Here is a 23,465-nt window from a genome sequence, read left to right as displayed (position 1 = left end):
CCACGTCCGGCCCGCCTGCGGCCGGAGGACGTCCTGTCCCCGTCTCCCGCGCCCACCTCTGGTCCCGCGTCCACCCCGGCACCCTGGAGATCCTGTTGAACGAGTCGGCACCGCTCGCGGTCGAGCTGCGCGGCATCACCAAGCGCTTCCCCGGTGTGGTGGCCAACAAGGACATCGAGCTGCGGGTGGCCCGCGGTGAGGTGCACGCCATCGTGGGGGAGAACGGCGCCGGCAAGTCGACGCTGATGAAGACCCTCTACGGCATGCACCGCCCCGACGAGGGCGAGATCCTCGTCGACGGCCGCCCGGTCACCTTCCGCAGCCCGGCCGACGCCATCACCGCCGGGATCGGCATGGTGCACCAGCACTTCATGCTCGCCGACAACCTGACCGTGCTGGAGAACGTCGTCCTGGGCGCGGAGAAGGCGCACGGGATCGGGGAGAAGGCGCGGCACCGCATCCGCGACATCTCCGACCGGTACTCCCTCGGCCTGGACCCCGACACCCTGGTCGAGGACCTCGGCGTCGGCGACCGCCAGCGCGTGGAGATCGCCAAGGTCCTCTACCGGGGCGCGAAGACGCTGATCCTGGACGAGCCCACCGCCGTCCTGGTCCCGCAGGAGGTCGACGAGCTGTTCGGCAACCTCGCCGAGCTCAAGCGCGAGGGCCTCACGGTCATCTTCATCTCGCACAAGCTCGACGAGGTCCGCAAGGTCGCCGACTCCATCACCGTCATCCGCCGCGGCACCACCGTGGGCACCGCCGACCCCGCGACCACGTCGGCCAAGCAGCTGGCCGAGCTGATGGTGGGCGCTGAGCTGCCCACCCCGCAGACCCGCACCTCGACCGTCCGCGACGTCCCGGTGCTGCAGCTGCGCGGGGTGACGGTGGCCGCCCCCGGCGGCCGGGCGCTGGTGGACGACGTCTCGCTCACCGTCCGCGAGGGCGAGGTGGTCGGCATCGCCGGCGTCGAGGGCAACGGCCAGGCCGAGCTCGTCGACGCGGTCATGGGCCTGCGCCCGCTGGCCGCCGGCAGCATCGTGCTGGGCTCCGACGACATCGCCGCCTGGACGACCCGCCGCCGCCGCGAGCAGGGCCTGGGCTTCATCCCCGAGGACCGGCACCGCCAGGGCATGCTGCTGGACGCGCCGCTGTGGGAGAACCGCATCCTCGGCCACCAGACCCGCCCGCCGGCGGTCAAGGGCGCGTTCATCGACCGCAAGGGCGCCCGCGCCGACACCGCCCGGATCATGCGCGAGTACGACGTCCGGGCCCCGAGCCCGGACACCGCGGCGATCGCGCTGTCCGGTGGCAACCAGCAGAAGCTGATCGTCGGGCGGGAGATGAGCGCCGCACCGCGGCTGCTCATCGCCGCCCACCCGACCCGTGGCGTCGACGTCGGCGCCCAGTCGGTCATCTGGGAACTGCTCAAGGACGCCCGCGCAGAGGGGATGGGGATCGTGCTGGTCTCGGCGGACCTCGACGAGCTGATCGGCCTGTCGGACACGCTGCACGTCATGCTCCGCGGGGCGCTGGTCGCCACGCTGGACCCGGCCTCGCTCACACCGGAGGAGCTCGGTTCCCACATGACCGGCGCCGGCTCGACGGCGGGTGCGGCATGACCGTCCTCCGCCGGGTCGGCCTGTCGCTGTTCGCGCCGGTGCTGGCCATCGTGGTCGCCCTGGTCATCTCCGGCGTCGTCATCCGGCTGATCGGGGAGAACCCGTTCGACGCCGTCCGGGTCATGTTCGACTTCGGCGACACCCCCGCGCAGCAGACGCAGGCCATCGTGGTGGTCCTCAACCGGGCCGTGCCGCTGTTCCTGGCCGGCCTCGCCGTGTCGGTGGCGTTCCGGATGGGCCTGTTCAACATCGGCGTGGAGGGCCAGTACCGGCTCGCCACGATCCTGGCCGCCGCGGTGGGTGCCGCGGTCGCGCTGCCCGGCCCGCTGCACGTGCTGCTGATCATCGTGGTCGCGATGGCGGTGGGCGCGATCTGGGCCGGCATCGTCGCGGTGCTCAAGGTGACCCGCGGCGTCAGCGAGGTGATCAGCTCGATCATGCTGAACTTCATCGCGCTCGGCATCGCCTCCTTCCTGCTCACCGGCCCGCTGCGGGGCAGCCCCCCGGGCGCCCAGATCGTCACGACCGCCGAGATCCCCGAGTCCGGCTGGTTCCCCGGCCTGAACGGCCTGCTGCGGGTCCTGGGCCTGGCCCAGCCCCGCACCGAGCTCTACGGCTTCCTGCTCGTCGCGATCGTGGTGGGCGTCGTGGTGTCGGTGCTGATCAAGCGCACCCGCTTCGGCTTCGACCTGCGGGCCAGCGGCCTGTCGCCCTCGGCGGCCACCGCCAGCGGTGTCGACGCCCGCGGCATGGTCATCAAGACGATGCTCATCTCCGGGGCCATCGCCGGGCTGATCGGCCTGCCCGACCTGCTGGGCGACCAGCACAACTACGGCACCGAGTTCACCGCCGGCCTGGGCTTCCTGGGCATCGCGGTGGCCCTGCTGGGCCGCAACTCACCGATCGGCATCGCGCTCGGCGCGCTGCTGTTCGGCTTCCTGGACCGGGCGGCGATCCCGCTGCAGTTCGCCGACATCCCGGCCTCGGTCGTCACGATCATCCAGGGCACGATCGTGCTGTCGGTCGTCGTGGCCAACGAGGTCTCCCGCCGGCTCACCCGCCGCTCGGCCGAGCGCGGCAACGCGGTCAGCTCGCCGAGCACCGGTGACGGCAGCACCGGCGGCGGCCAGGGTCCCGACGGCGGCCCCCCGCCGGACGACGGCCCGGGCTCGGCCACCGGCGCAGGCCTGCGCACCGTCACCGGCGAGGGTGGCCGCAGCGACCACCGTGAGGGAGCAGGGGCATGAGCGTCCCGAGGACGACGGTCGAGCGAGCATCGCAGGGAGCGCCAGCGACCGAGGAGCGGAACGAGACCGGAGTCGAGCGATGAGCACTGCGATGAAGACGCCGGCGGCCCAGAGCCGCGGCACGCTGACCGACCGGGTGTTCGGCGGGTCGCGCTCGCGCAAGCTGGCCTACCTGCTGGTCGGGCTGGTCGTGCTGGTCTCCGCGGTGCGGGTGATCTCCGGGGAGCAGGCGCTCACGTCGTCCTCGACGTTCTCCGCCGCGCTGCTGCTCGCCGTCCCGCTGGTGCTGGTCGCGCTGGGCGGGCTGTTCTCCGAGCGCGCGGGCGTGGTCAACATCGGCCTCGAGGGCATGATGGTGCTGGGCACCTGGGGTGCCGGCTACGCCGGCTACCAGTGGGGCTGGGGCGGTGCGCTGATCGGCGGGGCCGTCTTCGGCGCGGCCGGCGGCCTGCTGCACGCGATCGCCACGGTGACCTTCGGTGTCGACCACGTCGTGTCCGGTGTGGCGATCAACATCCTCGCCGACGGCGTCGTCCGCTTCCTCTCCGAGCTCGTCTACACCGACAACCCCGCCGGCGGTGGCGTCACGCAGTCGCCGTCGCTGTCGTCATCGCCACCGAGCTTCTCGCTGCCGGTGCTGTCGTCGGGACCGGACCTGCTGGGTGACCTGGAGAACAAGCACTGGTTCCTGCTGTCCGACCTCGCCGGGCTGCTGCGCGGGTTCACCAGCGGCGTCGGGGTGCTCACCGTGCTGGCCGTCCTGCTCGTGCCGCTGGTCTACCTGCTGCTGTGGCGCACGGCCTTCGGGCTGCGGCTGCGCTCGTGCGGGGAGAACCCGGCGGCGGCCGACTCCCTCGGCGTGCCCGTCTACCGGCTCAAGTACATCGCCGTGGTCATCTCCGGCGCGCTGGCCGGCCTGGGCGGTGTCTTCCTGGTCTTCATCGCCACGATCTACCGCGAGGGCCAGACCGGCGGCCGCGGGTTCATCGGCCTCGCCGCGTTGATCTTCGGCAACTGGCGGCCGGGCGGGCTGGCCATGGGCGCCGGGCTGTTCGGCTTCTCCGACGCCCTGCAGCTGCGCAGCCGCACCGCGGTCGTGGCGCTGTTCCTGCTCATCGCCGTCCTGCTGCTGGGCGTGGCGATCTGGCAGGCCACCCGCCGCAAGGTCACCCAGGCCGTGGTCGCCGCGGTGTTCGCGGTGGCCGCACTGGTCGGTTACCTGACCATCGACGAGCTGCCCGAGGGCCTGGTCTCCTTCACCCCGCACCTGATCACGCTGCTGGTGCTGTCGCTGGCCTCCCAGCGACTACGGATGCCGAAGGCCGACGGGCTCGTGTACCGACGAGGAGAGCACTAGTGCCCGACATCGACTGGGACGCCCTCCGCGGCGCCGCCCGCGACGCGATGGCCCACGCCTACGCGCCGTACTCGCAGTTCCCCGTGGGCGTGGCCGGGCTGGTCGACGACGGCCGCGTGGTCACCGGCTGCAACGTGGAGAACGCCTCGTACGGGCTGGGTCTGTGCGCCGAGTGCGGCATGGTCTCCGACCTGGCCCGCAGCGGCGGGGGCCGGCTGGTCGCGGTGGCCTGCGTCGGCGGGGACGGCCAGCCGCTGATGCCCTGCGGCCGGTGCCGGCAGCTGCTGTGGGAGCACGGCGGCCGCGACATGCTGCTGGAGACGGTCTCCCTGGGGATCGTGCCGATGAGCCAGGTGCTGCCCGACGCCTTCGGCCCCGAGGACCTGGTCGCCGCGGCCGACCGGGGGCAGCGCGCATGACCGCCCCCTTCGACGCCATCGACGTCATCCGGGCCAAGCGGGACGGCGCGGGGATGAGCGCGGACCAGATCCGCTGGGTGATCGGTGCCTACACGCACCATCAGGTGCCCGACGAGCAGATGAGCGCGCTGCTCATGGCGGTGTTCTTCCGCGGCATGAGCGCCGACGAGCTCGCCGTGTGGACCCAGGCGATGATCGACTCCGGCGTCCGCAAGGACCTCTCCTCCCTGGGCCGCCCGACCGCGGACAAGCACTCCACCGGCGGCGTCGGCGACAAGATCACCCTGCCGCTGGCACCGCTCGTGGCCGCCTGCGGCGTGGCGGTGCCGCAGCTGTCCGGCCGCGGGCTGGGCCACACCGGCGGCACGCTGGACAAGCTGGAGGCCATCAGCGGCTGGCGCGCCGACGTGCACGAGGAGGCCTACCTCGAGCAGCTGCGCCAGGTGGGCGCGGTCATCTGCGCCGCCGGCAACGACCTGGCCCCGGCCGACAAGCTGCTCTACGCGCTGCGCGACGTCACCGGGACGGTCGAGTCGATCCCGCTGATCGCCAGCTCGATCATGAGCAAGAAGATCGCCGAGGGCGCCGACGCACTGGTGCTGGACGTGAAGACCGGCTCCGGTGCCTTCATGCGCGACGCGGACGACGCCCGCACCCTGGCCCGCACGATGGTCGGTCTCGGTGAGGCGGCCGGGGTGCGCACCGTCGCCCTGGTCACCGCGATGGACCGCCCGCTGGGCCGCAGCGCGGGCAACGCCGTCGAGGTGGCCGAGTCGCTGGAGGTGCTGGCCGGCGGTGGCCCGGCCGACGTCGTCGAGCTCACCCTGGCGCTGGCCCGGGAGATGCTGGCCGGGGTGGGGCGCACCGACGTCGACCCCGCCGACGCCCTCGCCGACGGCCGGGCCATGGACGTGTGGCGGCAGATGATCAGCGCCCAGGGCGGCGACCCCGACGCACCGCTGCCGCAGCCGGCCGAGCGGCACGTGGTCACCGCCCCGGCCACCGGCACGCTCACGAAGCTGGACGCCTATGCCCTCGGCGTGGCCGCCTGGCGCCTCGGCGCAGGCCGGGCCCGCAAGGAGGACCCGGTGTCGGCCGCGGCCGGCGTCGTCTGGACCGCCGGGGTGGGGGAGCAGGTGACCGCCGGGCAGCCGCTGCTGGAGCTGCAGACCGACGACCCGGCCCGCATCGCCCGCGCCCTGGAGGCACTCGAGGGCGCGATCGGCGTCGACACCGACGACGTCCCTCTGCCCCTGGTCCTGGACCGCATCACCGCGTGAGTGGAGTGGACCCGTCGGCGTGACGCCGACGGATCCACTCCACCCGACGCAGCTCACACAGATGCGGGGAGGACACTCTCGGCTCGTGACCCGAACGCCCGCTGCGACCGTTGCCGGCGCGGTGCACCCGTCCACGCCCCTGGACCCGGACGCCGCGATCTCGGTCCGCGGCCTGGTCCGCCGGTACGGCGACCGCAACGCCGTGGACGGCGTGGACCTCGACATCCGGCGCGGGGAGATCTTCGCGCTGCTGGGTCCCAACGGCGCCGGCAAGACCACCACCGTGGAGATCCTGGAGGGCCACCGCCGGCGCGACGGCGGCGAGGTGCGGGTGCTGGGCGTCGACCCGGCCACCGGTGGGCGGCAGTGGCGGTCCGACATCGGCATCGTGCTGCAGTCCGGCGCCGGTGACAGCCAGCTGAGCTGCCTGGAGCTGCTGCGCGCCCAGGCCGCCTACTTCCCCGACCCGCGCGACCCGGCCGAGGTGCTCGAGCTGGTCGGGCTGAGCGACAAGGCCGGCTCCCGGGGCCGCACGCTGTCCGGTGGCCAGCGCCGCCGGCTCGACGTCGCACTCGGCATCGTGGGCCGCCCGCGGCTGCTGTTCCTGGACGAGCCGACCACCGGCTTCGACCCCGAGGCGCGCCGGCAGTTCTGGTCGCTGATCCACTCCCTGCGCGAGCTCGGGACGACGATGCTGCTCACCACCCACTACCTGGACGAGGCCGAGGAGCTGGCCGACCGGGTCGGGGTCATCACCCGCGGCCGGCTGGTCGAGGTCGCCGTCCCGGCCGAGCTCGGTGGCCGCGGGCAGGCGCCGGCGGTCGTGCACTGGACCGAGGACGGCGTCCGCCGGACGGCGGAGACGGACACCCCGACCGCGTTCGTCGCCGGGCTGGCCGCCCGGTTCCCCGGCGAGGTGCCCGACCTGGCCGTCGCCCGCCCCACCCTCGAGGACGTCTACCTGCGCATGATCGGCGACCCTGCATGACCACCACCGAGCACCGCCCGCTGCCCTCGCTGCTCAGCGTCGTCCGGACCCGGTCGGGGGTGGAGCTCAAGGAGTTCTTCCGCCAGCGTGAGTCCGTCGTCTTCACGCTGTTCTTCCCGGTCATCCTGCTGCTGGCCCTCGGCGCGATCCTCGACTACGACCTGGGCTCGGGCGTCGACTTCCCGCAGTACTTCATGGCCGGGGTCATCGCCGTCGGCATCTTCGGCGCCAGCCTGCAGAACATGGCGATCCACATCGCCGGGGAGCGCTCCGACGGCACGCTGAAGAGCCTGTCCGGGACGCCGATGCCCAAGAGCGCGTACTTCATCGGCAAGGTCGTGCAGGTGCTCGCGGTCGCCGTCGCGACCATCGTGGTCCTGCTGCTCATCGGCGTGCTCGTGTACGGCATCGACCTGCCCACCGGCAGGGACTGGCTCACCTTTGCCTGGGTGGCGGTGCTGGGTGCGGCGGCCTGCACCCTGCTGGGCATCACCGTCTCCACGCTGGCCCGCAACAGCCGCTCGGCCTCGGCGACGGTCACCCCGATCGCGCTGGTGCTCGAGTTCATCTCCGGGGTGTTCCTGCCCTTCGACCAGGTGCCCACCTGGCTGCAGACGATCGCCTCGCTGTTCCCGCTCAAGTGGATGGCGCAGGGGCTGCGGTCGGTGTTCCTGCCCGACGCGCTGGCCGCCCGGGAGCCGGCCGGCTCCTTCGAGCTGGGCCGGGTCGCGCTGGTGCTGGGCATCTGGTGCGTCGTGGGCCTGGTGCTGTGCGTGCGCACGTTCCGCTGGCAGGACCGCGGCCAGGACTGACCCGCCCGTCGCCGCGCCGGTCCCGAGGGGGTCAGTACGGTTCCGGCATGGCACTCCCGCTGACCGCCGAGACCCTCGCCCGCGCGCCCAAGGTGCTGCTGCACGACCACCTGGACGGCGGGCTGCGGCCGCAGACGGTCCTGGAGCTGGCCGAGGAGGCCGGGTACCGGGACCTCCCGGCCGACGAGCCCGAGGCGCTGGGCCGCTGGTTCCGCGAGTCGGCCGACTCCGGGTCGCTGGTGCGCTACCTGGAGACGTTCGCGCACACCGTCGGGGTCATGCAGCGCCCCGAGGCCGTGCAGCGGGTGGCCCGGGAGTGCGCGCTGGACCTGGCGGCCGACGGGGTCGTCTACGCCGAGGTGCGGATGGCGCCGGAACTGCTGACCACCGGCGGGATGAGCCTGGACGAGGCCGTCGAGGCCATGCTCGACGGCTACGCGCAGGGCAGCCGCGAGGCCGCCGCGGCCGGGCACCCGATCGTCGTCGGCACGCTGCTGTGCGCCATGCGCCAGGCCGACCGCTGGGTCGAGGTCGCCGGGCAGGTCGTGCGGCGCCGCGGTGAGGGCGTCGTCGGCTTCGACCTGGCCGGCCCGGAGGACGGCTTCCTCCCCGACCGCATCCCCGAGGCGATCGCCGTGCTCGACCGGGCCGATGCCCACCGCACGATCCACGCCGGGGAGGCCGCGGGCATCGGCTCGATCGTCGCCGCCCTGGACGGCGCCCGTGCGGAGCGGCTGGGCCACGGGGTCCGGATCGCCGACCAGGTGCCGGTCGACGGACCGCTGGGCCCGGTGGCCGAGCGGGTGCGCGACGAGCAGGTCACCCTCGAGGTCGCGCCGTCGTCGAACGTGCAGACCGGCGCCTACCCGTCGCTGGCCGAGCACCCGGTCGACCGGCTGCACCGCGCCGGCTTCGCCGTCACGCTCAACACCGACAACCGGCTGATGAGCGGGGTGTCGGTCACCAGCGAGCTCACCGACGTCGTCAGCACGTTCGGCTGGGGCTGGGACGACGTCCAGACCGTGGCCGAGCGGGCGCTGCGCGCCGGGTTCGCCGACGACGCGACGCGTGCGCGGATCACCACCGAGGTGCTCCGGCCGGGCTTCGACGCACTGCGCGGACCGAGCTGATCTGCCGCCCTGCAGGGACCGCTCCGGGCCCATGGGAGGCCGGGACGAGGGGGTGCGCACCCCGGGCGAGCAGCGTCACCCTCGCTCGGGAATCTTCTGGGCCCCGGCGCTGCTAACCTGATCGTGCCGGCGCGTGCCGGTCATCCTCCCGGGCGGTCCTGCCCGGGCACAGCGCATCCGTGCAGATCACGCGTCAACGAAGACGGCCGCGATCACCAGTGTGGACGCCGGGACACCCGGCGGTCAGCATCACCACGGGACGCGCACCGATCTGTATCGGAGTCCCCGCTTGTCCTCGTTCGACTCTGTCGACGCCCAGAACGCCCCCCTGAACGACACGACCGCCGTCGAGGCCGTCGAGACCCAGGCCCCTGAGGCCGAGGTCGCCCCCGAGCCCACCGGTCCGACCTTCGCCCAGCTGGGCCTGCCCCAGCCGCTGGTCACCGCGCTCGAGCGCAAGGGCATCCGCCACCCGTTCGCCATCCAGACCTCCGCGCTGCCGGACGCCCTCGCCGGGCGCGACGTGCTCGGCAAGGCCGCCACCGGCTCGGGCAAGACGCTGGCCTTCGGCCTGCCGCTGCTCGCCCGCCTGGGTGCCGAGCCGGGTCAGGGCCGCCGCGCACCGCGCGGGCTGATCCTGGTCCCGACCCGCGAGCTGGCCCAGCAGGTGCACGACAACCTGGCCCCCCTCGGCCAGTCCATCGGCGTGCAGCTCGCTGCCGTCTACGGCGGGGCCTCGATGTACCGCCAGATCCAGCAGCTCCGCCGCGGCGTGGACGTGCTCATCGCCACCCCCGGTCGCCTGCAGGACCTGATCAACCAGGGTGAGACCACGCTGGCCGAGGTCGTCGTCTCGGTCATCGACGAGGCCGACTTCATGTCCGACCTGGGCTTCCTCCCGGTGGTCAAGGAGCTGCTCGACCAGACCCGCACCGACGGCCAGCGGCTGCTCTTCTCGGCCACGCTGGACGGCGAGGTCGACACCCTGGTCCGCCGCTACCTCAAGGACCCGGCCCGCCACGAGGTCGCCAAGGCCGAGGACTCCGGTCCCCAGGCCGAGCACCTGGCCTACAGCGTGTCCTTCCCGGACAAGCTGAAGATCGCCGAGGCGATGGCCGCCCGTCCGGGCCGGATCATCATCTTCGTGCGCACCCAGCACGGTGCCGACCGGCTGGCGGAGAACCTGCAGCACGTCGGCATCAACGCCGAGCCCATCCACGGTGGTCTGCCCCAGGCAGCCCGTCGTCGGGCGCTGGAGGCCTTCACCGACGCCCGCAGCCCGGTGCTGGTGGCCACCGACGTCGCCGCCCGCGGCATCCACGTCGACGACGTGTCGCTGGTCCTGCACTACGACCCGCCGGCAGACCACAAGACCTACCTGCACCGCTCCGGCCGCACCGCGCGCGCCGGTGCCGCGGGTGTCGTGGTCTCCCTGCTGCTGCCCGACCAGGTGGGACAGGCCAAGCGCCGGTTCCGCCAGGCCAAGCTCGACCCGCCCGTGTCGCGGATCCGCCCGGGCGACGCCCCGATCGCGGAGCTCGTGGCCGGCGGCACGTTCGTCGAGCCGATCGTCCGTCCGGCGCGCTCCTCGAGCCGTCCGGCCGGTGCCTCCGGTGGGCGTCGTCCCTCCGGTGACCGTCCGGGTGGGTACCGCTCCGGTGGTGCCCCCCGTCGTCCCTCCGGCGACCGCGATCGCGCGTACGGAGACCGCCCCTCGGGCGAGCGCTCCTACGGCGACCGGGATCGCTCGGCCGGTGCCCCCTCCGGCGACCGCGACCGCTCGTACGGAGACCGCCCCTCGGGCGAGCGCTCCTACGGCGACCGGGATCGTTCGGCCGGTGGCGACCGCCGTCCCGGTGGGTACCGCGGCTCGGCCGAGGGGCAGCGCTCCTCGGGTCGGCCCGCCCGCCCGGCGCGCTCCTACTGACGTAGGACCCCTTCCCCCCTCGGCACGTCCGGGGCGGGGGAGGGGCCGGCCGTCCTGACCGGCGGCACCTGAGAACGGCGACGGCCGGCTCCCGCACTGCGGGGGCCGGCCGTTGCCGTTTCCTACGGCCCCGCTGCCGGGGCCTGTCCTCAGCGCTGCACGTCGCTGCGCAGGACCAGTGCGGTGGCGACGTCGGCGACCACGTCGTCCCAGGCCGCGGCCAGTGCCGGCGACTCCTCGGCCGACAGCGGGGCGCCGGGCTCGGACTCGCCCCGGGCCACCGCGCGGCCCAGCGGCGCCCCGGCGCCGAGCAGCTGCTGCACCCGGGCCAGCCCGGCGTACTCGGCCAGGTCCAGGGCGCCCTCGGCCGGCTGCACCAGCGCGGAGTGACCGACCAGGCCACCGGCGCCGCGGGCCACCTCGGCGAGCACCTCGGTCAGCTCGGTGAGGTCGTAGCGGTCCTCGTCGGCCGGCAGCGGCATGACGTCGGTGTCGGCGACCTCCGGCCACGAGGCGATCTCGCTGAGGTCGTGCCGCTCGTCGCCGGCGCAGAAGCGGGCGAGGTCGACGGGTGAGGGGAAGACGAACACCTGCCCGTCCCGGCCGAGGAAACGGGCGCGGTCCTCGACGTAGCAGCGCAGGGTCACGCCGCTGACCTGCGGGGTCACCACCTCGACCGGGAGGATGCCGACGGCCTCCCAGAACTCCTGGGCCGCGGCGACGGCGGCCGGGCTGGCGGTGAGCCCGCTGCCGCTGCGGATCGTGCGGATGCCGGCGGTCGCCGCCTCCGCCGGGGCGGCCGCGGTGGACCCGGCGGCCGGGCGGGCAGCGGGGGCGACGTCCACGTCGTCGTCCTCGTCGTCGTCCAGCTCGTCGAGGTCGGCCGGCTCCGCGGTGCGGGACTCGGCCTCCTCCGCCGCAGAGGGGTAGTCGTCGACGGAGACGGTGCCCGCGCCGGACCAGTCGAGGTGGTCGTCGAGGTCCTCCAGGACGTCCTCCCACAGCTCGTCGATCGCGGTGCCGAGCCGGCTCCAGCTCTCCTCGCCGTCCCGGCCGACGAAGGCATCGATGCCCAGGCCCAGGGCGGCGGCCTCGGGACGGGCGACCAGCTCGGCGACGGCCTCGAAGCCGGTCTCCTCGTCGTCGTCCTCGTCGTCCTCGTCGCCGGTGGCGGCGTCGCAGCACTCGGCGAGCCGGCCGACCATGTCCAGCACCGCGGCCAGCTCGTCGACGGCCCAGCGGTCGGGGTTCTCGGCGACGACGTCGTAGACACCGTCGAGGTCGTAGCGGTGCTCCTCGTCCGGCGTGAGCTCAGCTGCGGCCAGGCCGGCGACGACCGGCCAGACCGGGTGGTCGGCCAGGTCGTGGTCGGTGCTGGTGCGGCAGAACGCCGCCAGCGCCGCCGGCGAGGGGAACAGGTGCACGACCGCGGTCGGCCCGGCCTCGGGGTCGTCGTCCGGGCCGGGGTCGACGGTGCCGCCGAGGAAGGCCTGCCACTCCTCGCCGTCCTCCTCCCACGGGGGAGCCCACAGGGTGTAGCCCGTGCGGTCGTCGAGAGTCAGGGCGATGGGGACGATGCTGGGCCTGGCCACCCGCCCATCCTGCCGGGTCGGACTGTGAGTCCGCATGGCGGTGCTCGCCGGGGTGGCTGCACCCCCATCGGGTGCCAGTCGGAGGACCCCGTCCTCCCCGACCCGCCGCGAGCGCCGGGCCGGGACCCGGGACGGGGCCTCACACGCCCATGGGATGCCAGACCGACTTCGTCTCCAGGAAGGGGCGCAGCCGCGACAGCCCGGGGTCGCTGCTCCAGTCCGGCTCCTCGGCCGGGGCGCGCAGCACCCGCTTGACCGTGCCGGCGGCCGAGCGCTCCAGCTCCATGGCCAGCGGCCCGGCGGTGCCGGCCAGGTCGATCGCGTCGACGTCGGCGTGCTCGGCCAGCCACGGGCCGATCTCCGCGGCGTCGCCGGTGAGCAGGTTGACCACCCCGCCCGGGACGTCGGAGGTGGCCAGCACCTCGCCGAGGGTGATCGCCGGCAGCGGGCGGCCCTTCGAGCTCACGACGACGGCGGTGTTGCCGCCGGCCAGCACCGGGGCGAGCACGCTGACCAGGCCGAGCAGGCTCGACCGCTGGGGCGCCAGGACGGCGACGACCCCGGTGGGCTCGGGCATCGAGAAGCCGAAGTAGGGGCCGGCGACCGGGTTGCTGCTGCCCAGCACGGCGGCCAGCTTGTCGGTCCAGCCGGCGTACCAGACCCAGCGGTCGATGGCGGCGTCCACCTCGGCCCGGGCCTTCGAGCCCGACAGCCCCTCGCCGGCGGCGACCTCCTCGGCGAACTGGGCTGCGCGGCCCTCCAGCACCTCGGCGACCCGGTAGAGCACCTGACCGCGGTTGTAGGCGGTGGCCGCCGACCACTTGGCGAACGCACTACGGGCGGCGACGACGGCGTCCCGGGCGTCCTTGCGGGAGGCCCAGGCGGCGTTGGCCAGGAAGTGGCCGCGGGCGTCGGTCACCTCGTAGGTGCGGCCGGACTCCGAGCGGGGGAACGCCCCGTTCACGTACAGCTTGTAGGTCTTGCGCACGGTGAGCCGGTCGGACATCAGGCGTCGCCCTTCAGGTACGCGGCCAGGCCCTGCCGGCCGCCCTCGCGGCCGTAGCCGGACTGCTTGTAGCCGCCGAACGGCGAGGTCGGGTCGAACTCGTTGAAGGTGTTGGCCCACACCACGCCGGCCCGCAGCTTCGAGGTGATGGACAGGATCCGGGAGCCCTTCTCCGACCAGACGCCGGCCGACAGCCCGTAGGTGGAGTTGTTCGCCTTGGCCACCGCCTCGTCCGGGGTGCGGAAGGTGAGCACGCTCAGCACCGGGCCGAACACCTCGTCCCGGGCGATCCGGTGGGCCGAGGAGACGCCGGTGAAGACGGTCGGCTTGAACCAGTACCCGCGGGCCGGCAGGTCGCCCTCGGGCTGCCAGCGCTGCGCGCCCTCGGCGTCCCCGGCGGCCACCAGCTCGCGGATCCGCTCCAGCTGCGGCGCGGAGTTGATCGCGCCGAGGTCGGTGTTCTTGTCCAGCGGATCGCCCACCCGCAGCGTGCCGATCCGCCGCTGGAGCGCGGCCACGACCTCGTCGTGCACCGACTCCTGCACCAGCAGCCGGGAGCCCGCGCAGCAGACGTGGCCCTGGTTGAAGAAGATGCCGCGGACGATGCCCTCGACGGCCTGGTCGACCGGGGCGTCGTCGAAGACGATGTTGGCCGCCTTGCCGCCCAGCTCCAGGGTGAGCCGCTTGTGCGTGCCGGCCACCGTGCGGGCGATCGAGCGGCCCACCTCGGTCGAGCCGGTGAAGGCGACCTTGTCCACGTCGGGGTGGCTGACCACCGCGCGGCCGGTCTCCCCGGCGCCGGTGACGATGTTGACGACGCCCGGGGGCAGGTCGGCCTGCTGGCAGATCTCGGCGAACAGCAGCGCGGTCAGCGGCGTGGTCTCCGCGGGCTTGAGGACGACGGTGTTGCCGGTGGCCAGCGCCGGGGCCACCTTCCAGGCCAGCATCATCAGCGGGAAGTTCCACGGGATGACCTGACCGGCCACGCCGAGCGGGCGCGGGGCCGCACCCAGGCCCGCGTGCTCGAGCTTGTCGGCCCAGCCTGCGTGGTAGAAGAAGTGCGCCGCGGCCAGCGGGACGTCGACGTCCCGGCTCTCCCGGATCGGCTTGCCGTTGTCCAGGGTCTCCAGGACGGCGAACTCCCGCGCCCGCTCCTGCAGCAGCCGGGCGATGCGGAACAGGTACTTGCCGCGGTCGGCCGGGCGCATCGGGCCCCAGGTCTTCACGAACGCCCGGCGGGCGGCGCGCACCGCGCGGTCGACGTCGGCGTCGGAGCCGGTCGCGACCTCGCTGAGCACCTCCTCGGTGGCCGGGTTGACCGTCTTCAGCGGCGTGCCGGTGCCCTCGGTGAACTCGCCGTCGACGAACAGCCCGTAGCTGGGCCGCAGGTCGACGAGGGAGCGGGACTCCAGGGCCGGGGCGTACTCGAAGATGCTCATCAGTCGACGCTCACGTGGTCGGGGCCGGAGTAGTGGCCGGTGCGGAGCTTCTGCCGCTGCAGGAGCAGGTCGTTGAGCAGGCTGGAGGCACCGAGGCGGAACCAGTCGGGGGACAGCCAGTCCTCGCCGACGGTCTCGTTGATCAGCACCAGGTGCTTGACGGCGTCCTTGGTGGTCTTGATGCCGCCGGCGGGCTTGACCCCGACCTGGCGGCCGGTGGCGGCGCGGAAGTCGCGCACGGCCTCCAGCATCACCAGGCAGACCGGCAGGGTCGCCGCGGGGGAGATCTTGCCGGTGGAGGTCTTGATGAAGTCACCGCCGGCCAGCATCGCCAGCCAGGACGCGCGGCGGGCGTTGTCCAGGGTGACCAGCTCCCCGGTCTCCAGGATGACCTTCAGGTGCGCCGGTCCGCAGGCCTCCTTCACCGCCACGATCTCCTCGTAGACGTCGAGGTAGCGCCCGGCCAGGAAGGCGCCGCGGTCGATGACCATGTCGATCTCGTCGGCGCCGTTCGCCACGGCGTCCCGGACGTCGGCGAGCTTGACCGCGCGGCTGGCCCGACCGCTGGGGAACGCGGTGGCGACGGCGGCGACCTTGATGCCGGTGCCGGCCAGCGCCTCCTTCGCGACCCCGGCGAGGTCGCCGTAGACGCAGACCGCGGCGACCGCCGGGCAGCTGGGGTCCTCGGGGTCGGGGCGGCGGGCCTTGGCGGCCAGGCTGCGCACCTTGCCGGGGGTGTCCGAGCCCTCCAGCGTGGTCAGGTCGACCATCGAGATGGCGGTGTCGATCGCCCACGCCTTGGCGGTGGTCTTGATCGACCGGGTGCCCAGCACCGCCGTGCGCTGCTGGGCGCCCACCTGGTCGACGCCGGGCAGCCCGTGCAGGAACGCGCGGAAGGCGGCGTCGGAGCGGGTCACGTCGGCGAAGGGGTCCGGCGGCGTGCCGGCCGGGCCGCCGACCGCGGGCTCGTCACCGGCCAGCGCGTTCGGGTCCAGCACGTGGGTCATGCCCGTCATTCTCCACGGCCGACGGTGCCGGCCCCGGGTCCGCTCCCGCCGGAGGTGCCCCGGTCAGGCGGTGGACCGGCCGTACGGCAGGTCCCGGTGGGGTCACGGCGTCGCCGTGCCGTGCAGCCGCCGGGCGTACCGGGCGTAGCTGCGCCGGGCCAGCCGCGGCACCACCACCCGCGGCACCAGCGGGGCGTGCGCCAGCATCCCCCGGACCACCTCGGGGTCGGCCCGGTACATGATCATGCCGAAGACCAGCGGCAGCTGCCGGCGCGGCAGCCCGTCGACGCCCTCCTCCCCGAGTCGCTGCCACTCCGTGGGGGTCATGTGCACGGCGGCCAGCGGCAGGAGGTGCTCCTCCTCGGCCGCCAGGTGCTCGGTGGTGCGGGCCAGCAGCGCCTCCAGTGCGGTCGCCAGGTCGTCGCGCTCGGCGGCTCCGGCGGTCGCCCGCCAGGCGGTCACGGCGGCGGTCACGTCGGACTGCGCCCGGGCGATGCCGTCGTGCTGGCTCTCCATCCGGGCCACGGTGTCGCGGTCCGCCGCCGGAAGGCGCGGCCCGAGCACCGGCCAGAGCAGCCGGTCCTCACCGGTGTGGTGGTGGTGCAGCAGGGCGCCGAGGAGGTCGACGTGGTCGGCGACGACGGCGGCGCGCGCCGTGTCCCCGGACGTGACCGCGCGGACCAGCGCCGGGGCCTGGCCGAACTCGCGGCGGAACGAGTCGTGCACGACCACCATGTCGCGGGTGTCGACGGTGGTGGGCGGGTGAGCGGTCATGGGGTTCCCGTCCTGACGGGGTGAGGAGCACGGACCTGGCGGGTGACGCTGGCGACGAGCCGTCCGGGGCGTGCAGCTCCCGCACCGGGACGGCGGCCCGGAGAGCCCCCGGGCAGGTGGACACGCCCCGCGGTGGACGTCACCGTCCGTGTCCCTCACCGGTGACCGTCCTCAGTCCTCCGGTGGTGGTCAAGACCCCGGCGCGCGGCAGAGCGGTCCTCGTCGTCGGGACGGCGGGTCGTCCGGTACGGGTGCCCCGCCCCGGTGCCGTCCGGTGTGCACCGGCTCCCGGGGGACCGCTCCGACGAGCGCTGGTCGGCGGGGCGCCCACCGGCCGTGTGGAACGGTGGGGTGCATGACGCCTCAGGTCCGACGTCGTCCGCTGTCCGCCGCCCTGACCTGGACCACCGCCGTCCCGGTGCTCGCGCTCGTCGTGCTGGCGCTCACCTGGGGGCGGTACCTGCCCGCGGTGCTGTCGGTGCTCGTCGCCGTCGTCCTCATCGGCGCGGTGCTCGCTGCCGTCCACCACGCCGAGGTGGTCGCCCACCGGGTGGGGGAGCCCTTCGGGTCGCTGGTGCTGGCCGTCGCGGTGACGATCATCGAGGTCGCGCTCATCGTCACGCTGATGATCTCCGGCGGGGACGACACGGCCACGCTCGCCCGCGACACCGTCTTCGCGGCCGTGATGATCACCTGCAACGGCATCCTCGGCCTGTCCATCCTGCTCGGGGCACTGCGCCACGGCACCGTGTCGTTCAACGCCGAGGGCACCGGCGCCGCGCTGGCCACGGTCACCACCCTCGCCGTGCTCAGCCTCGTGCTGCCGACCTTCACCACGGCCGCCTCCGGGCCGCAGTTCTCCCCGGGCCAGCTGGCCTTCGCCGCCGTCGCCTCGCTGGCCCTCTACGGCGCGTTCGTGCTCACCCAGACCGTCCGGCACCGCGACTTCTTCCTGCCCGTCGCCGAGGACGGCCGCGTGCTCACCGACGACGACCACGCCGACCCGCCGTCCGCCCGGGCGACGCTCACCTCCCTCGGTCTGCTGCTGGTCGCCCTCGTGGCCGTGGTCGGGCTGGCGAAGGTCGAGTCGCCGGCCATCGAGGACGCCGTCGCCGCCGCCGGGTTCCCGCAGTCGTTCGTCGGGGTGGTCATCGCACTGCTCGTGCTGCTGCCGGAGAGCATCGCCGCGGCCAAGTCCGCCCGCCGCAACCGGCTGCAGACCAGCCTCAACCTCGCCTTCGGCTCGGCGATGGCCAGCATCGGCCTGACCATCCCGGCGATCGCGCTGGCCACCATCTGGCTCGACGGCCCGCTGCTCCTGGGGCTGGGCTCCACGCAGGTGGTGCTGCTGGGCGTGACCGTGGTGGCCGCCGTCCTCACCGTGGTGCCCGGCCGGGCGACCCGGCTGCAGGGCGTGGTGCACCTGGCGCTGCTGGCCAGCTTCGTGTTCCTCGCCGTCAACCCCTGAGGGAGGAGCCCGCTGCCCCCACGCCACGCCCCGCGCGGCGCGGGCCCCTGCAGCGGGGCCGGGAGAAGGGGTCGCCACGGCCGTTACCGTGTGCGCGTGCAGCTGACCGTCGTCGACCACCCGCTCGCCCGTGCCCGTCTGTCGAGGATGCGCGACGAGCGCAGCGACAACGCCACCTTCCGCGCCGCGCTGCGGGACCTGACGACGTACCTCGTCTACGAGGCCACCCGCGACCTGGAGGTGGCCGAGGACCGGATCACCACCCCGGTCACCGCGACCACCGGCTACCGGCTGGCCAGCCCGCCGCTGATCGTCCCGGTGCTGCGCGCGGGCCTGGGCATGGCCGAGACCGCCCACAGCATGCTGCCGGAGTCGCAGATGGGCTTCGTCGGCCTGGCCCGCAACGAGGTCACCTTCGAGCCCGAGCCCTACATGGCCTCGCTGCCGGCGACGCTGGTCGACCGGCACGTCTTCGTCCTGGACCCGATGCTGGCCACCGGCGGCTCGCTGGTGAACTGCTGCACCCTGCTCACCGACCGCGGCGCCACCGACATCACCGTGCTGTGCGCCCTCGCCGCCCCCGAGGGCCTGCAGCGGCTGGAGGAGTCCGGCCTGCCGCTGCGCGTCTTCACCGCCAGCGTCGACGAGCGGCTCAACGAGCACGCCTACATCGTCCCGGGCCTCGGCGACGCCGGTGACCGCCAGTTCGGCGCGGTCTGAGGTGCGCTTCGCCGTCCTGGGCACCGGGTTCTGGGCCCGCACCGTGCACGCCGCCTCGCTGGCCGGGCACCCGGGCGCGGAGCTCGTGGGCATCTGGGGCCGGGACCCGGCCAAGGCGCAGGAGGCCGGCGCGGAGTTCGACGTCCCCGGCACCGACGACCTGGACGCGCTGCTGGCCGACGTCGACGCGGTGAGCATCTCGCTGCCCCCGGACGTGCAGGCCCCGCTCGCCGAGCGCGCCGCCGCGGCCGGCAAGCACCTGCTGCTGGAGAAGCCGGTCGCACTGTCGGTCGCCGCCGCCGACCGGGTCGTCGACGCCGTCGAGGCGGCCGGGGTCGCCTCGGTCGTGTTCTTCACCAACCGCTTCCGGACAGCGACCTCCACCTGGCTGGAGCAGGCCGGCCGGACCACGCTGACCGGCGGCTCGGTCACCTGGCTGGGCTCGCTGGCCGGCACCCCCTTCGACGCGTCACCGTGGCGGCACGAGCACGGCGCCCTCTGGGACGTCGGCCCGCACGCGCTGTCGCTGCTGGTGCCCACCCTCGGCCCGGTCACCGCGGTGCAGGCCGGTGCCGGGCTGGGCGACCTGGTGCACCTGGTGCTCACCCACGCCGAGGGCCGCACGAGCACCGTCAGCGTGAGCTCCACCGCCGCCCCGCTCTCGGCCGGCATCGAGTCCTGGGTGCACGGCGACGCCGGCCGGCTGGTGCTGCTGCCGGAGTCCGACACCGCCACCGAGGCCCACCGGGTCGCCGTCGACGAGCTGCAGGCTGCGGCCCTGACCGGGGGAGCGCACCCCTGCGACGCGGCCTTCGGCCGGGACGTCGTCCGGGTGCTCGAGGCCGCCCAGCGCTCGCTGGCCAGCGGCTGCCGGGAGACCGTGACGGCGTGACCGTCTGGGAGTGGTACGTCCGCCGCGGCCGGATCGACCGGCGCACCTGGTGGCTGCAGTACGCCGTGCCGCTGGCCGTGCTGAGCGTGCTGGCCCTCTTCGCCGACCTGGCGCTGGGCAACAGCGACCTGCAGGAGCTGGCGGCCGGCCGGTCGGACTACGGCGCGATCGTGGTCACCGTGGGGCTGCTGACGCTGCCGGCGTCCATCTCCGGCAGCGCCACCCGGCTGCACGACCGCGGGCTCCCGGCCTGGCTGCTGCTCATCGCCCTGGTGCCGCTCTTCGGGCAGGTCGCGCTGCTCGTGCTCACCGGCTTCGTGCGCGGGGACGCGAAGCCCAACCGGTACGGCCCGCCGCCGGGCCCGCCGCCCGGCGCCCCACCGGCGCCGCTGCCGGACGGGCCGCTGTACGTGCCGCCGACCTGGAAGTGACCGGCTAGAGCCCCAGTGCCGCCGACATCTCGGTGCGGAGCCGGTCCAGCTGGTCCGCACCCTGCTCGCGCGCGGCCGGCACCCCGGCGGCGTCCGGCACCGGGACGACGGTCTCCAGGTAGGCCTTGAGCTTGGGCTCGGTGCCGCTGGGGCGCACGATCACCCGCACGCCCTCGCCGCGCAGCCGGACGGCGTCCACCGGCGGGTCGGCCTCGGCCAGGTCGGTGACCTCGACGTCCCGGCCGAGCAGCTGCGCCGGCGGGGTGGCCCGCAGCCGGGCCATCGCGCCGGAGATGAGCGTGAGGTCCTCGACCCGCACCGACAGCTGGCCGGTGGCGTGCAGCCCGTGCTCCAGTGCCAGTTCGTCGAGCCGGCCGGTGAGCGTGCGGCCGTCGGCGGCGAGCTCGGCGGCGAGCAGCGCGACGGCCAGGGCGGCGGAGACGCCGTCCTTGTCGTGGGCCACCGACGGGGTCACCGCGTAGCCCAGCGCCTCCTCGTAGCCGAAGACCAGCGGCGCCTGCGCCGAGCCGGCGCGGATGATCCACTTGAAGCCGGTCGGGGTCTCCGCGGCGGGCACGCCGTGCGCGCGGGCCAGCGCACCCAGCAGCGAGCCGCTGACCAGCGACCGGGCGTAGGTGCCCTGCACGCCGCGGCGCAGCAGCCAGTCGGCCAGCAGGACGCCCACCTCGTCACCGGTGAGCTGCCGGCCGTCGCAGACCACCGAGCAGCGGTCGGCGTCGGGGTCCTCGGCGATGGCCACGTGCGCCCCGGCCTGCACCGCCAGGTCGACCAGCAGGTCGACCGCGCCGGGCTCCTCCGGGTTGGGGAAGGCGACGGTCGGGAAGTCCGGGTCCGGCCGGTCCTGCTGGGCGACGGCGTGCAGCGGGGCGAAGCCGGCGGCCTCGAACACCCGGCGGGTGGTCGCCGAGCCGACTCCGTGCATCGCGGTGTAGGCCACCCGCAGCCCCTGCCGGGCGGCCAGCGGCACGCGGCCCGGCTGCAGCGCGTCGACGACCCCGGCCACGTAGTCGGTCTCGACGTCGTCGCCGAGGGTGCGCCAGTCGTCGGACAGCGGCACCTCGCGGGCCGGGCCGACCGCGGCGATGGCCGCCTCGACCTGCCGGTCGGCCGGCGGCACGAGCTGCGCGCCGTCGCCGAGGTAGACCTTGTAACCGTTGTCCTGCGGCGGGTTGTGGCTGGCGGTCACCATCACCCCGGCCACCGCGCCCAGGTGCCGGACGGCGAAGGAGAGCACCGGCGTGGGCAGCGGGCGGGGCAGCACCTGCACGGCGAACCCGGCGGCGCTGAGCACCGCGGCGGACGTGTGCGCGAACTCGGCGGAGCGGTGCCGGGCGTCGTACCCGATGACCACCCCGGCGCCGGTGTGGCCCGCCGCGGCCAGCCAGGAGCCCAGCCCGGATGCGGCGCGGGTGACCACGGCGGCGTTCATCCCCGCGGGTCCGGCGCGCAGCGGGCCGCGCAGCCCGGCGGTGCCGAAGGTCAGCGGGCCGGTGAAGCGGCGGGCGAGCTCGGCCGCGGCGCCGGGGTCCAGGTCAGCGGCAGCGACCAGCGCCTCGACCTCGGCCCGGTCGCCGGCGTGCGGGTCGTCGGCGGCCCAGGCGCGTGCGGTGTCCAGCAGGGTCATGCCCGGCCTCCAGCGGCCTGCGCCGCGACGACGTCGACGTCCATGTCCGGCAGCGTGTACTCCCCGCCCACCCGGGCGTGCACCGGGTCGGCGAGGTCGGCCTCGCCGTGCGCGGCGACCAGCGCCGCGGCGTAGCGCTCGGCGTCGTCGGCAGGGGAGTACCCGAGCGCGCGGGCCGCGGTGAGGTCCCACCAGCCGCGGGTGTTGGCCGAGACGCCCCAGACGACGCGGTAGCCCGGCGAGGGTGCGGTCAGCGCCGCCTGCACCAGCCGCACGGTGTCCCCGGGGGAGAGCCAGGTGGCCAGGTGGCGCACCGCGAGCGGCTCGGGCAGGGCGCTGCCGATCCGCAGGCAGACGACGTCGAGGCCGTAGCGGTCGGCGTACAGCGAGCCGAGCGCCTCCATGGTCACCTTCGCCACGCCGTAGTAGGTGTCCGGCCGCGGCGGGGAGGCGGCCTCGGTGAGCAGCCCCACCGCCGGGCGCGGGGTCCAGCCGGTGGCGTGGTTGCTGCTGGCCAGCACGACCCGCTGCACCCCGGCCCGGCGGGCGGCCTCGAGCGCGACGTGCGTGCTCTCGACCTGGCTGTGCTCGATCGCGGCCCAGGTGGACTCGGTCGCGATGCCGGCCAGGTGCACCAGCGCGGTGGCGCCGGTGGCGGCGGACAGCACCGCGTCGGGGTCGGTGGCGTCGGCGACCCGGTGCTCCTCGCCCGGCCGGGGGTCGGGGACGTCGACGACGTCCAGGCCACGGACCGACCAGCCCAGCTCCGGGAGCCCGCCGCGCAGCCAGCTGCCGATCCGCCCGGCGGCGCCGGTGACCAGGACGGTGCCGGTCACGGCAGCCGGCTGATCAGCTGCACCAGGAACTCCCCGAGCCGGCCCGCGGCGGCGCGCCCGGCGTCGAGCACCTCGACGTGGTCCAGCGCCTGACCGGTCATGCCGGCGGCGGCGTTGGTGACCATCGACAGGCCGAGCACCTCGACGCCCGCGGCGCGGGCCGCGATCGCCTCGAGCGCGGTGGACATGCCGACCAGGTCCGCGCCCATGGTGCGCAGCATCCGGATCTCGGCCGGGGTCTCGAAGTGCGGACCCGGGAGGGCGGCGTAGACGCCCTCGACCAGGCTCGGGTCGATCTCCTGCGCCAGGGCCCGCAGTCGCGCCGAGTACAGGTCGGTGAGGTCGACGAAGGTGGCGCCCACCAGCGGCGAGGTCGCGGTGAGGTTCAGGTGGTCGCTGATGAGCACCGCCTGGCCGACGCGGTGGTCCGGCGACAGCCCGCCGGCGGCGTTGGTCAGCAGGACGGTGCGGACCCCGGCGGCGGCCGCGGTGCGGATGCCGTGCACGACCGGCTGCACGCCGCGGCCCTCGTACAGGTGGGTGCGGCCCAGGAACAGCAGCACCCGGCGGCCGGCGACGGAGACCGAGCGCACCTCACCGCCGTGACCGCTCACGGTGGGGGCCGAGAAGCCGGGCAGCTGCCCGATCTCCACGCTGGCCAGCGTCTCGCCGAAGGCGTCGGCGGCGGGCGCCCAGCCCGAGCCCATCACCACGGCGACGTCGTGCTGGCCACCGAGGGCGGTGGTGAGGTCCTCGGCGGCGCGGGCGGCCAGGACGGCGGGATCGGCGGGATCGGTCTTCGGCGTGCTCACGCCGCGACGCTAACGCAGCTCGCGGCGGGCCGGTCGGGTCCGGGCCGGTCGCCGCTCGACC

General features: G+C 74.6%; 21 protein-coding genes. 13 read left to right on the top strand and 8 right to left on the bottom strand.

The annotated features are described in order from the left end of the window. Positions 1-95 precede the first annotated feature (95 nt). The 9 genes from KUM42_RS06855 (at position 96) to KUM42_RS06815 (ending at position 10,782) form a co-directional block, all read left to right on the top strand. A complete protein-coding gene (locus tag KUM42_RS06855) occupies positions 96-1,622 on the top strand; it encodes an ABC transporter ATP-binding protein (RefSeq protein WP_237496042.1) in 1,527 nt (508 codons plus the stop codon). After that, complete coding sequence (locus KUM42_RS06850) at positions 1,619-2,869, top strand: ABC transporter permease (RefSeq protein ID WP_237496041.1); 1,251 nt, start codon at positions 1,619-1,621, stop codon at positions 2,867-2,869. Before KUM42_RS06855 ends, KUM42_RS06850 begins: the two co-directional genes overlap by 4 nt. 79 nt (positions 2,870-2,948) lie before the next feature. Then, positions 2,949-4,226 carry an ABC transporter permease gene (locus KUM42_RS06845; RefSeq protein ID WP_237496040.1) on the top strand — a complete coding sequence of 426 codons (1,278 nt, stop codon included), beginning with the start codon at positions 2,949-2,951 and terminating at the stop codon, positions 4,224-4,226. Next, positions 4,226-4,645, top strand: a complete 420-nt coding sequence (locus KUM42_RS06840; protein WP_255557557.1) for a cytidine deaminase — start codon at positions 4,226-4,228, stop codon at positions 4,643-4,645. The genes KUM42_RS06845 and KUM42_RS06840 overlap by 1 nt, the downstream gene beginning before the upstream one ends. After that, the gene (locus KUM42_RS06835) at positions 4,642-5,925 is read left to right on the top strand and encodes a thymidine phosphorylase (protein WP_237496039.1); all 1,284 of its coding nucleotides are present in this window, start codon (positions 4,642-4,644) and stop codon (positions 5,923-5,925) included. Before KUM42_RS06840 ends, KUM42_RS06835 begins: the two co-directional genes overlap by 4 nt. 85 nt (positions 5,926-6,010) lie before the next feature. Beyond that, entirely contained in the window at positions 6,011-6,913 is a 903-nt protein-coding gene (locus KUM42_RS06830; RefSeq protein ID WP_237496038.1) for an ABC transporter ATP-binding protein, read from the top strand. Next, entirely contained in the window at positions 6,910-7,725 is an 816-nt protein-coding gene (locus KUM42_RS06825; protein ID WP_237496037.1) for an ABC transporter permease, read from the top strand. The genes KUM42_RS06830 and KUM42_RS06825 overlap by 4 nt, the downstream gene beginning before the upstream one ends. A gap of 47 nt (positions 7,726-7,772) precedes the next feature. Beyond that, entirely contained in the window at positions 7,773-8,855 is a 1,083-nt protein-coding gene (locus tag KUM42_RS06820) for an adenosine deaminase (RefSeq protein ID WP_237496036.1), read from the top strand. A 289-nt stretch (positions 8,856-9,144) separates the two neighbouring features. After that, entirely contained in the window at positions 9,145-10,782 is a 1,638-nt protein-coding gene (locus KUM42_RS06815; protein ID WP_237496035.1) for a DEAD/DEAH box helicase, read from the top strand. Positions 10,783-10,931: 149 nt separating this feature from the next. On the opposite strand, the gene KUM42_RS06810 is transcribed toward KUM42_RS06815, so the two are convergent. From KUM42_RS06810 to KUM42_RS06790, 5 genes are all read right to left on the bottom strand, one after another. Next, positions 10,932-12,374 (bottom strand): hypothetical protein, encoded by a 1,443-nt coding sequence (locus tag KUM42_RS06810; RefSeq protein ID WP_237496034.1) that lies wholly within the window; start codon positions 12,372-12,374, stop codon positions 10,932-10,934. A gap of 139 nt (positions 12,375-12,513) precedes the next feature. Next, positions 12,514-13,380 carry an aldehyde dehydrogenase family protein gene (locus tag KUM42_RS06805; protein WP_237496033.1) on the bottom strand — a complete coding sequence of 289 codons (867 nt, stop codon included), beginning with the start codon at positions 13,378-13,380 and terminating at the stop codon, positions 12,514-12,516. After that, positions 13,380-14,819 carry an aldehyde dehydrogenase family protein gene (locus KUM42_RS06800; RefSeq protein WP_237496032.1) on the bottom strand — a complete coding sequence of 480 codons (1,440 nt, stop codon included), beginning with the start codon at positions 14,817-14,819 and terminating at the stop codon, positions 13,380-13,382. The genes KUM42_RS06805 and KUM42_RS06800 overlap by 1 nt, the downstream gene beginning before the upstream one ends. Further along, a complete protein-coding gene (gene deoC, locus KUM42_RS06795; protein ID WP_237496031.1) occupies positions 14,819-15,826 on the bottom strand; it encodes a deoxyribose-phosphate aldolase in 1,008 nt (335 codons plus the stop codon). The genes KUM42_RS06800 and deoC overlap by 1 nt, the downstream gene beginning before the upstream one ends. 102 nt (positions 15,827-15,928) lie before the next feature. Then, positions 15,929-16,600, bottom strand: a complete 672-nt coding sequence (locus KUM42_RS06790) for a hemerythrin domain-containing protein (protein ID WP_237496030.1) — start codon at positions 16,598-16,600, stop codon at positions 15,929-15,931. A gap of 355 nt (positions 16,601-16,955) precedes the next feature. Between KUM42_RS06790 and KUM42_RS06785 the strand changes: the two genes are divergently transcribed. From KUM42_RS06785 to KUM42_RS06770, 4 genes are all read left to right on the top strand, one after another. Next, positions 16,956-18,068, top strand: coding sequence for a calcium:proton antiporter (locus KUM42_RS06785; protein WP_237496029.1), 1,113 nt, complete (start codon positions 16,956-16,958; stop codon positions 18,066-18,068). Positions 18,069-18,164: 96 nt separating this feature from the next. Further along, positions 18,165-18,788 carry a uracil phosphoribosyltransferase gene (upp, locus tag KUM42_RS06780; protein ID WP_237496028.1) on the top strand — a complete coding sequence of 208 codons (624 nt, stop codon included), beginning with the start codon at positions 18,165-18,167 and terminating at the stop codon, positions 18,786-18,788. After that, entirely contained in the window at positions 18,763-19,680 is a 918-nt protein-coding gene (locus KUM42_RS06775; RefSeq protein WP_237496027.1) for a Gfo/Idh/MocA family protein, read from the top strand. The genes upp and KUM42_RS06775 overlap by 26 nt, the downstream gene beginning before the upstream one ends. Further along, on the top strand, positions 19,677-20,111 hold the full coding sequence (locus tag KUM42_RS06770; protein WP_237496026.1) for a DUF805 domain-containing protein: 435 nt from the start codon (positions 19,677-19,679) through the stop codon (positions 20,109-20,111). The genes KUM42_RS06775 and KUM42_RS06770 overlap by 4 nt, the downstream gene beginning before the upstream one ends. A 4-nt stretch (positions 20,112-20,115) precedes the next feature. Here KUM42_RS06770 and KUM42_RS06765 read toward each other — a convergent pair whose 3' ends face one another. Genes KUM42_RS06765 through KUM42_RS06755 form a run of 3 tightly spaced genes read right to left on the bottom strand, consistent with a single transcriptional unit; the run spans position 20,116 to position 23,404 of the window. Then, entirely contained in the window at positions 20,116-21,756 is a 1,641-nt protein-coding gene (locus tag KUM42_RS06765) for a phospho-sugar mutase (RefSeq protein WP_237496025.1), read from the bottom strand. Continuing rightward, positions 21,753-22,592 carry an NAD(P)-dependent oxidoreductase gene (locus KUM42_RS06760; protein ID WP_237496024.1) on the bottom strand — a complete coding sequence of 280 codons (840 nt, stop codon included), beginning with the start codon at positions 22,590-22,592 and terminating at the stop codon, positions 21,753-21,755. Before KUM42_RS06760 ends, KUM42_RS06765 begins: the two co-directional genes overlap by 4 nt. After that, a complete protein-coding gene (locus KUM42_RS06755; protein ID WP_237496023.1) occupies positions 22,589-23,404 on the bottom strand; it encodes a purine-nucleoside phosphorylase in 816 nt (271 codons plus the stop codon). The genes KUM42_RS06760 and KUM42_RS06755 overlap by 4 nt, the downstream gene beginning before the upstream one ends. Between the last annotated feature and the right edge of the window lie 61 nt (positions 23,405-23,465).

Origin of the sequence: Modestobacter sp. L9-4 (genome assembly GCF_019112525.1) — a bacterium.
Classification (GTDB): domain Bacteria; phylum Actinomycetota; class Actinomycetes; order Mycobacteriales; family Geodermatophilaceae; genus Modestobacter.
Note: the sequence above shows the minus strand (reverse complement) of the source record. Positions and strands in the feature narration are given on the sequence as shown.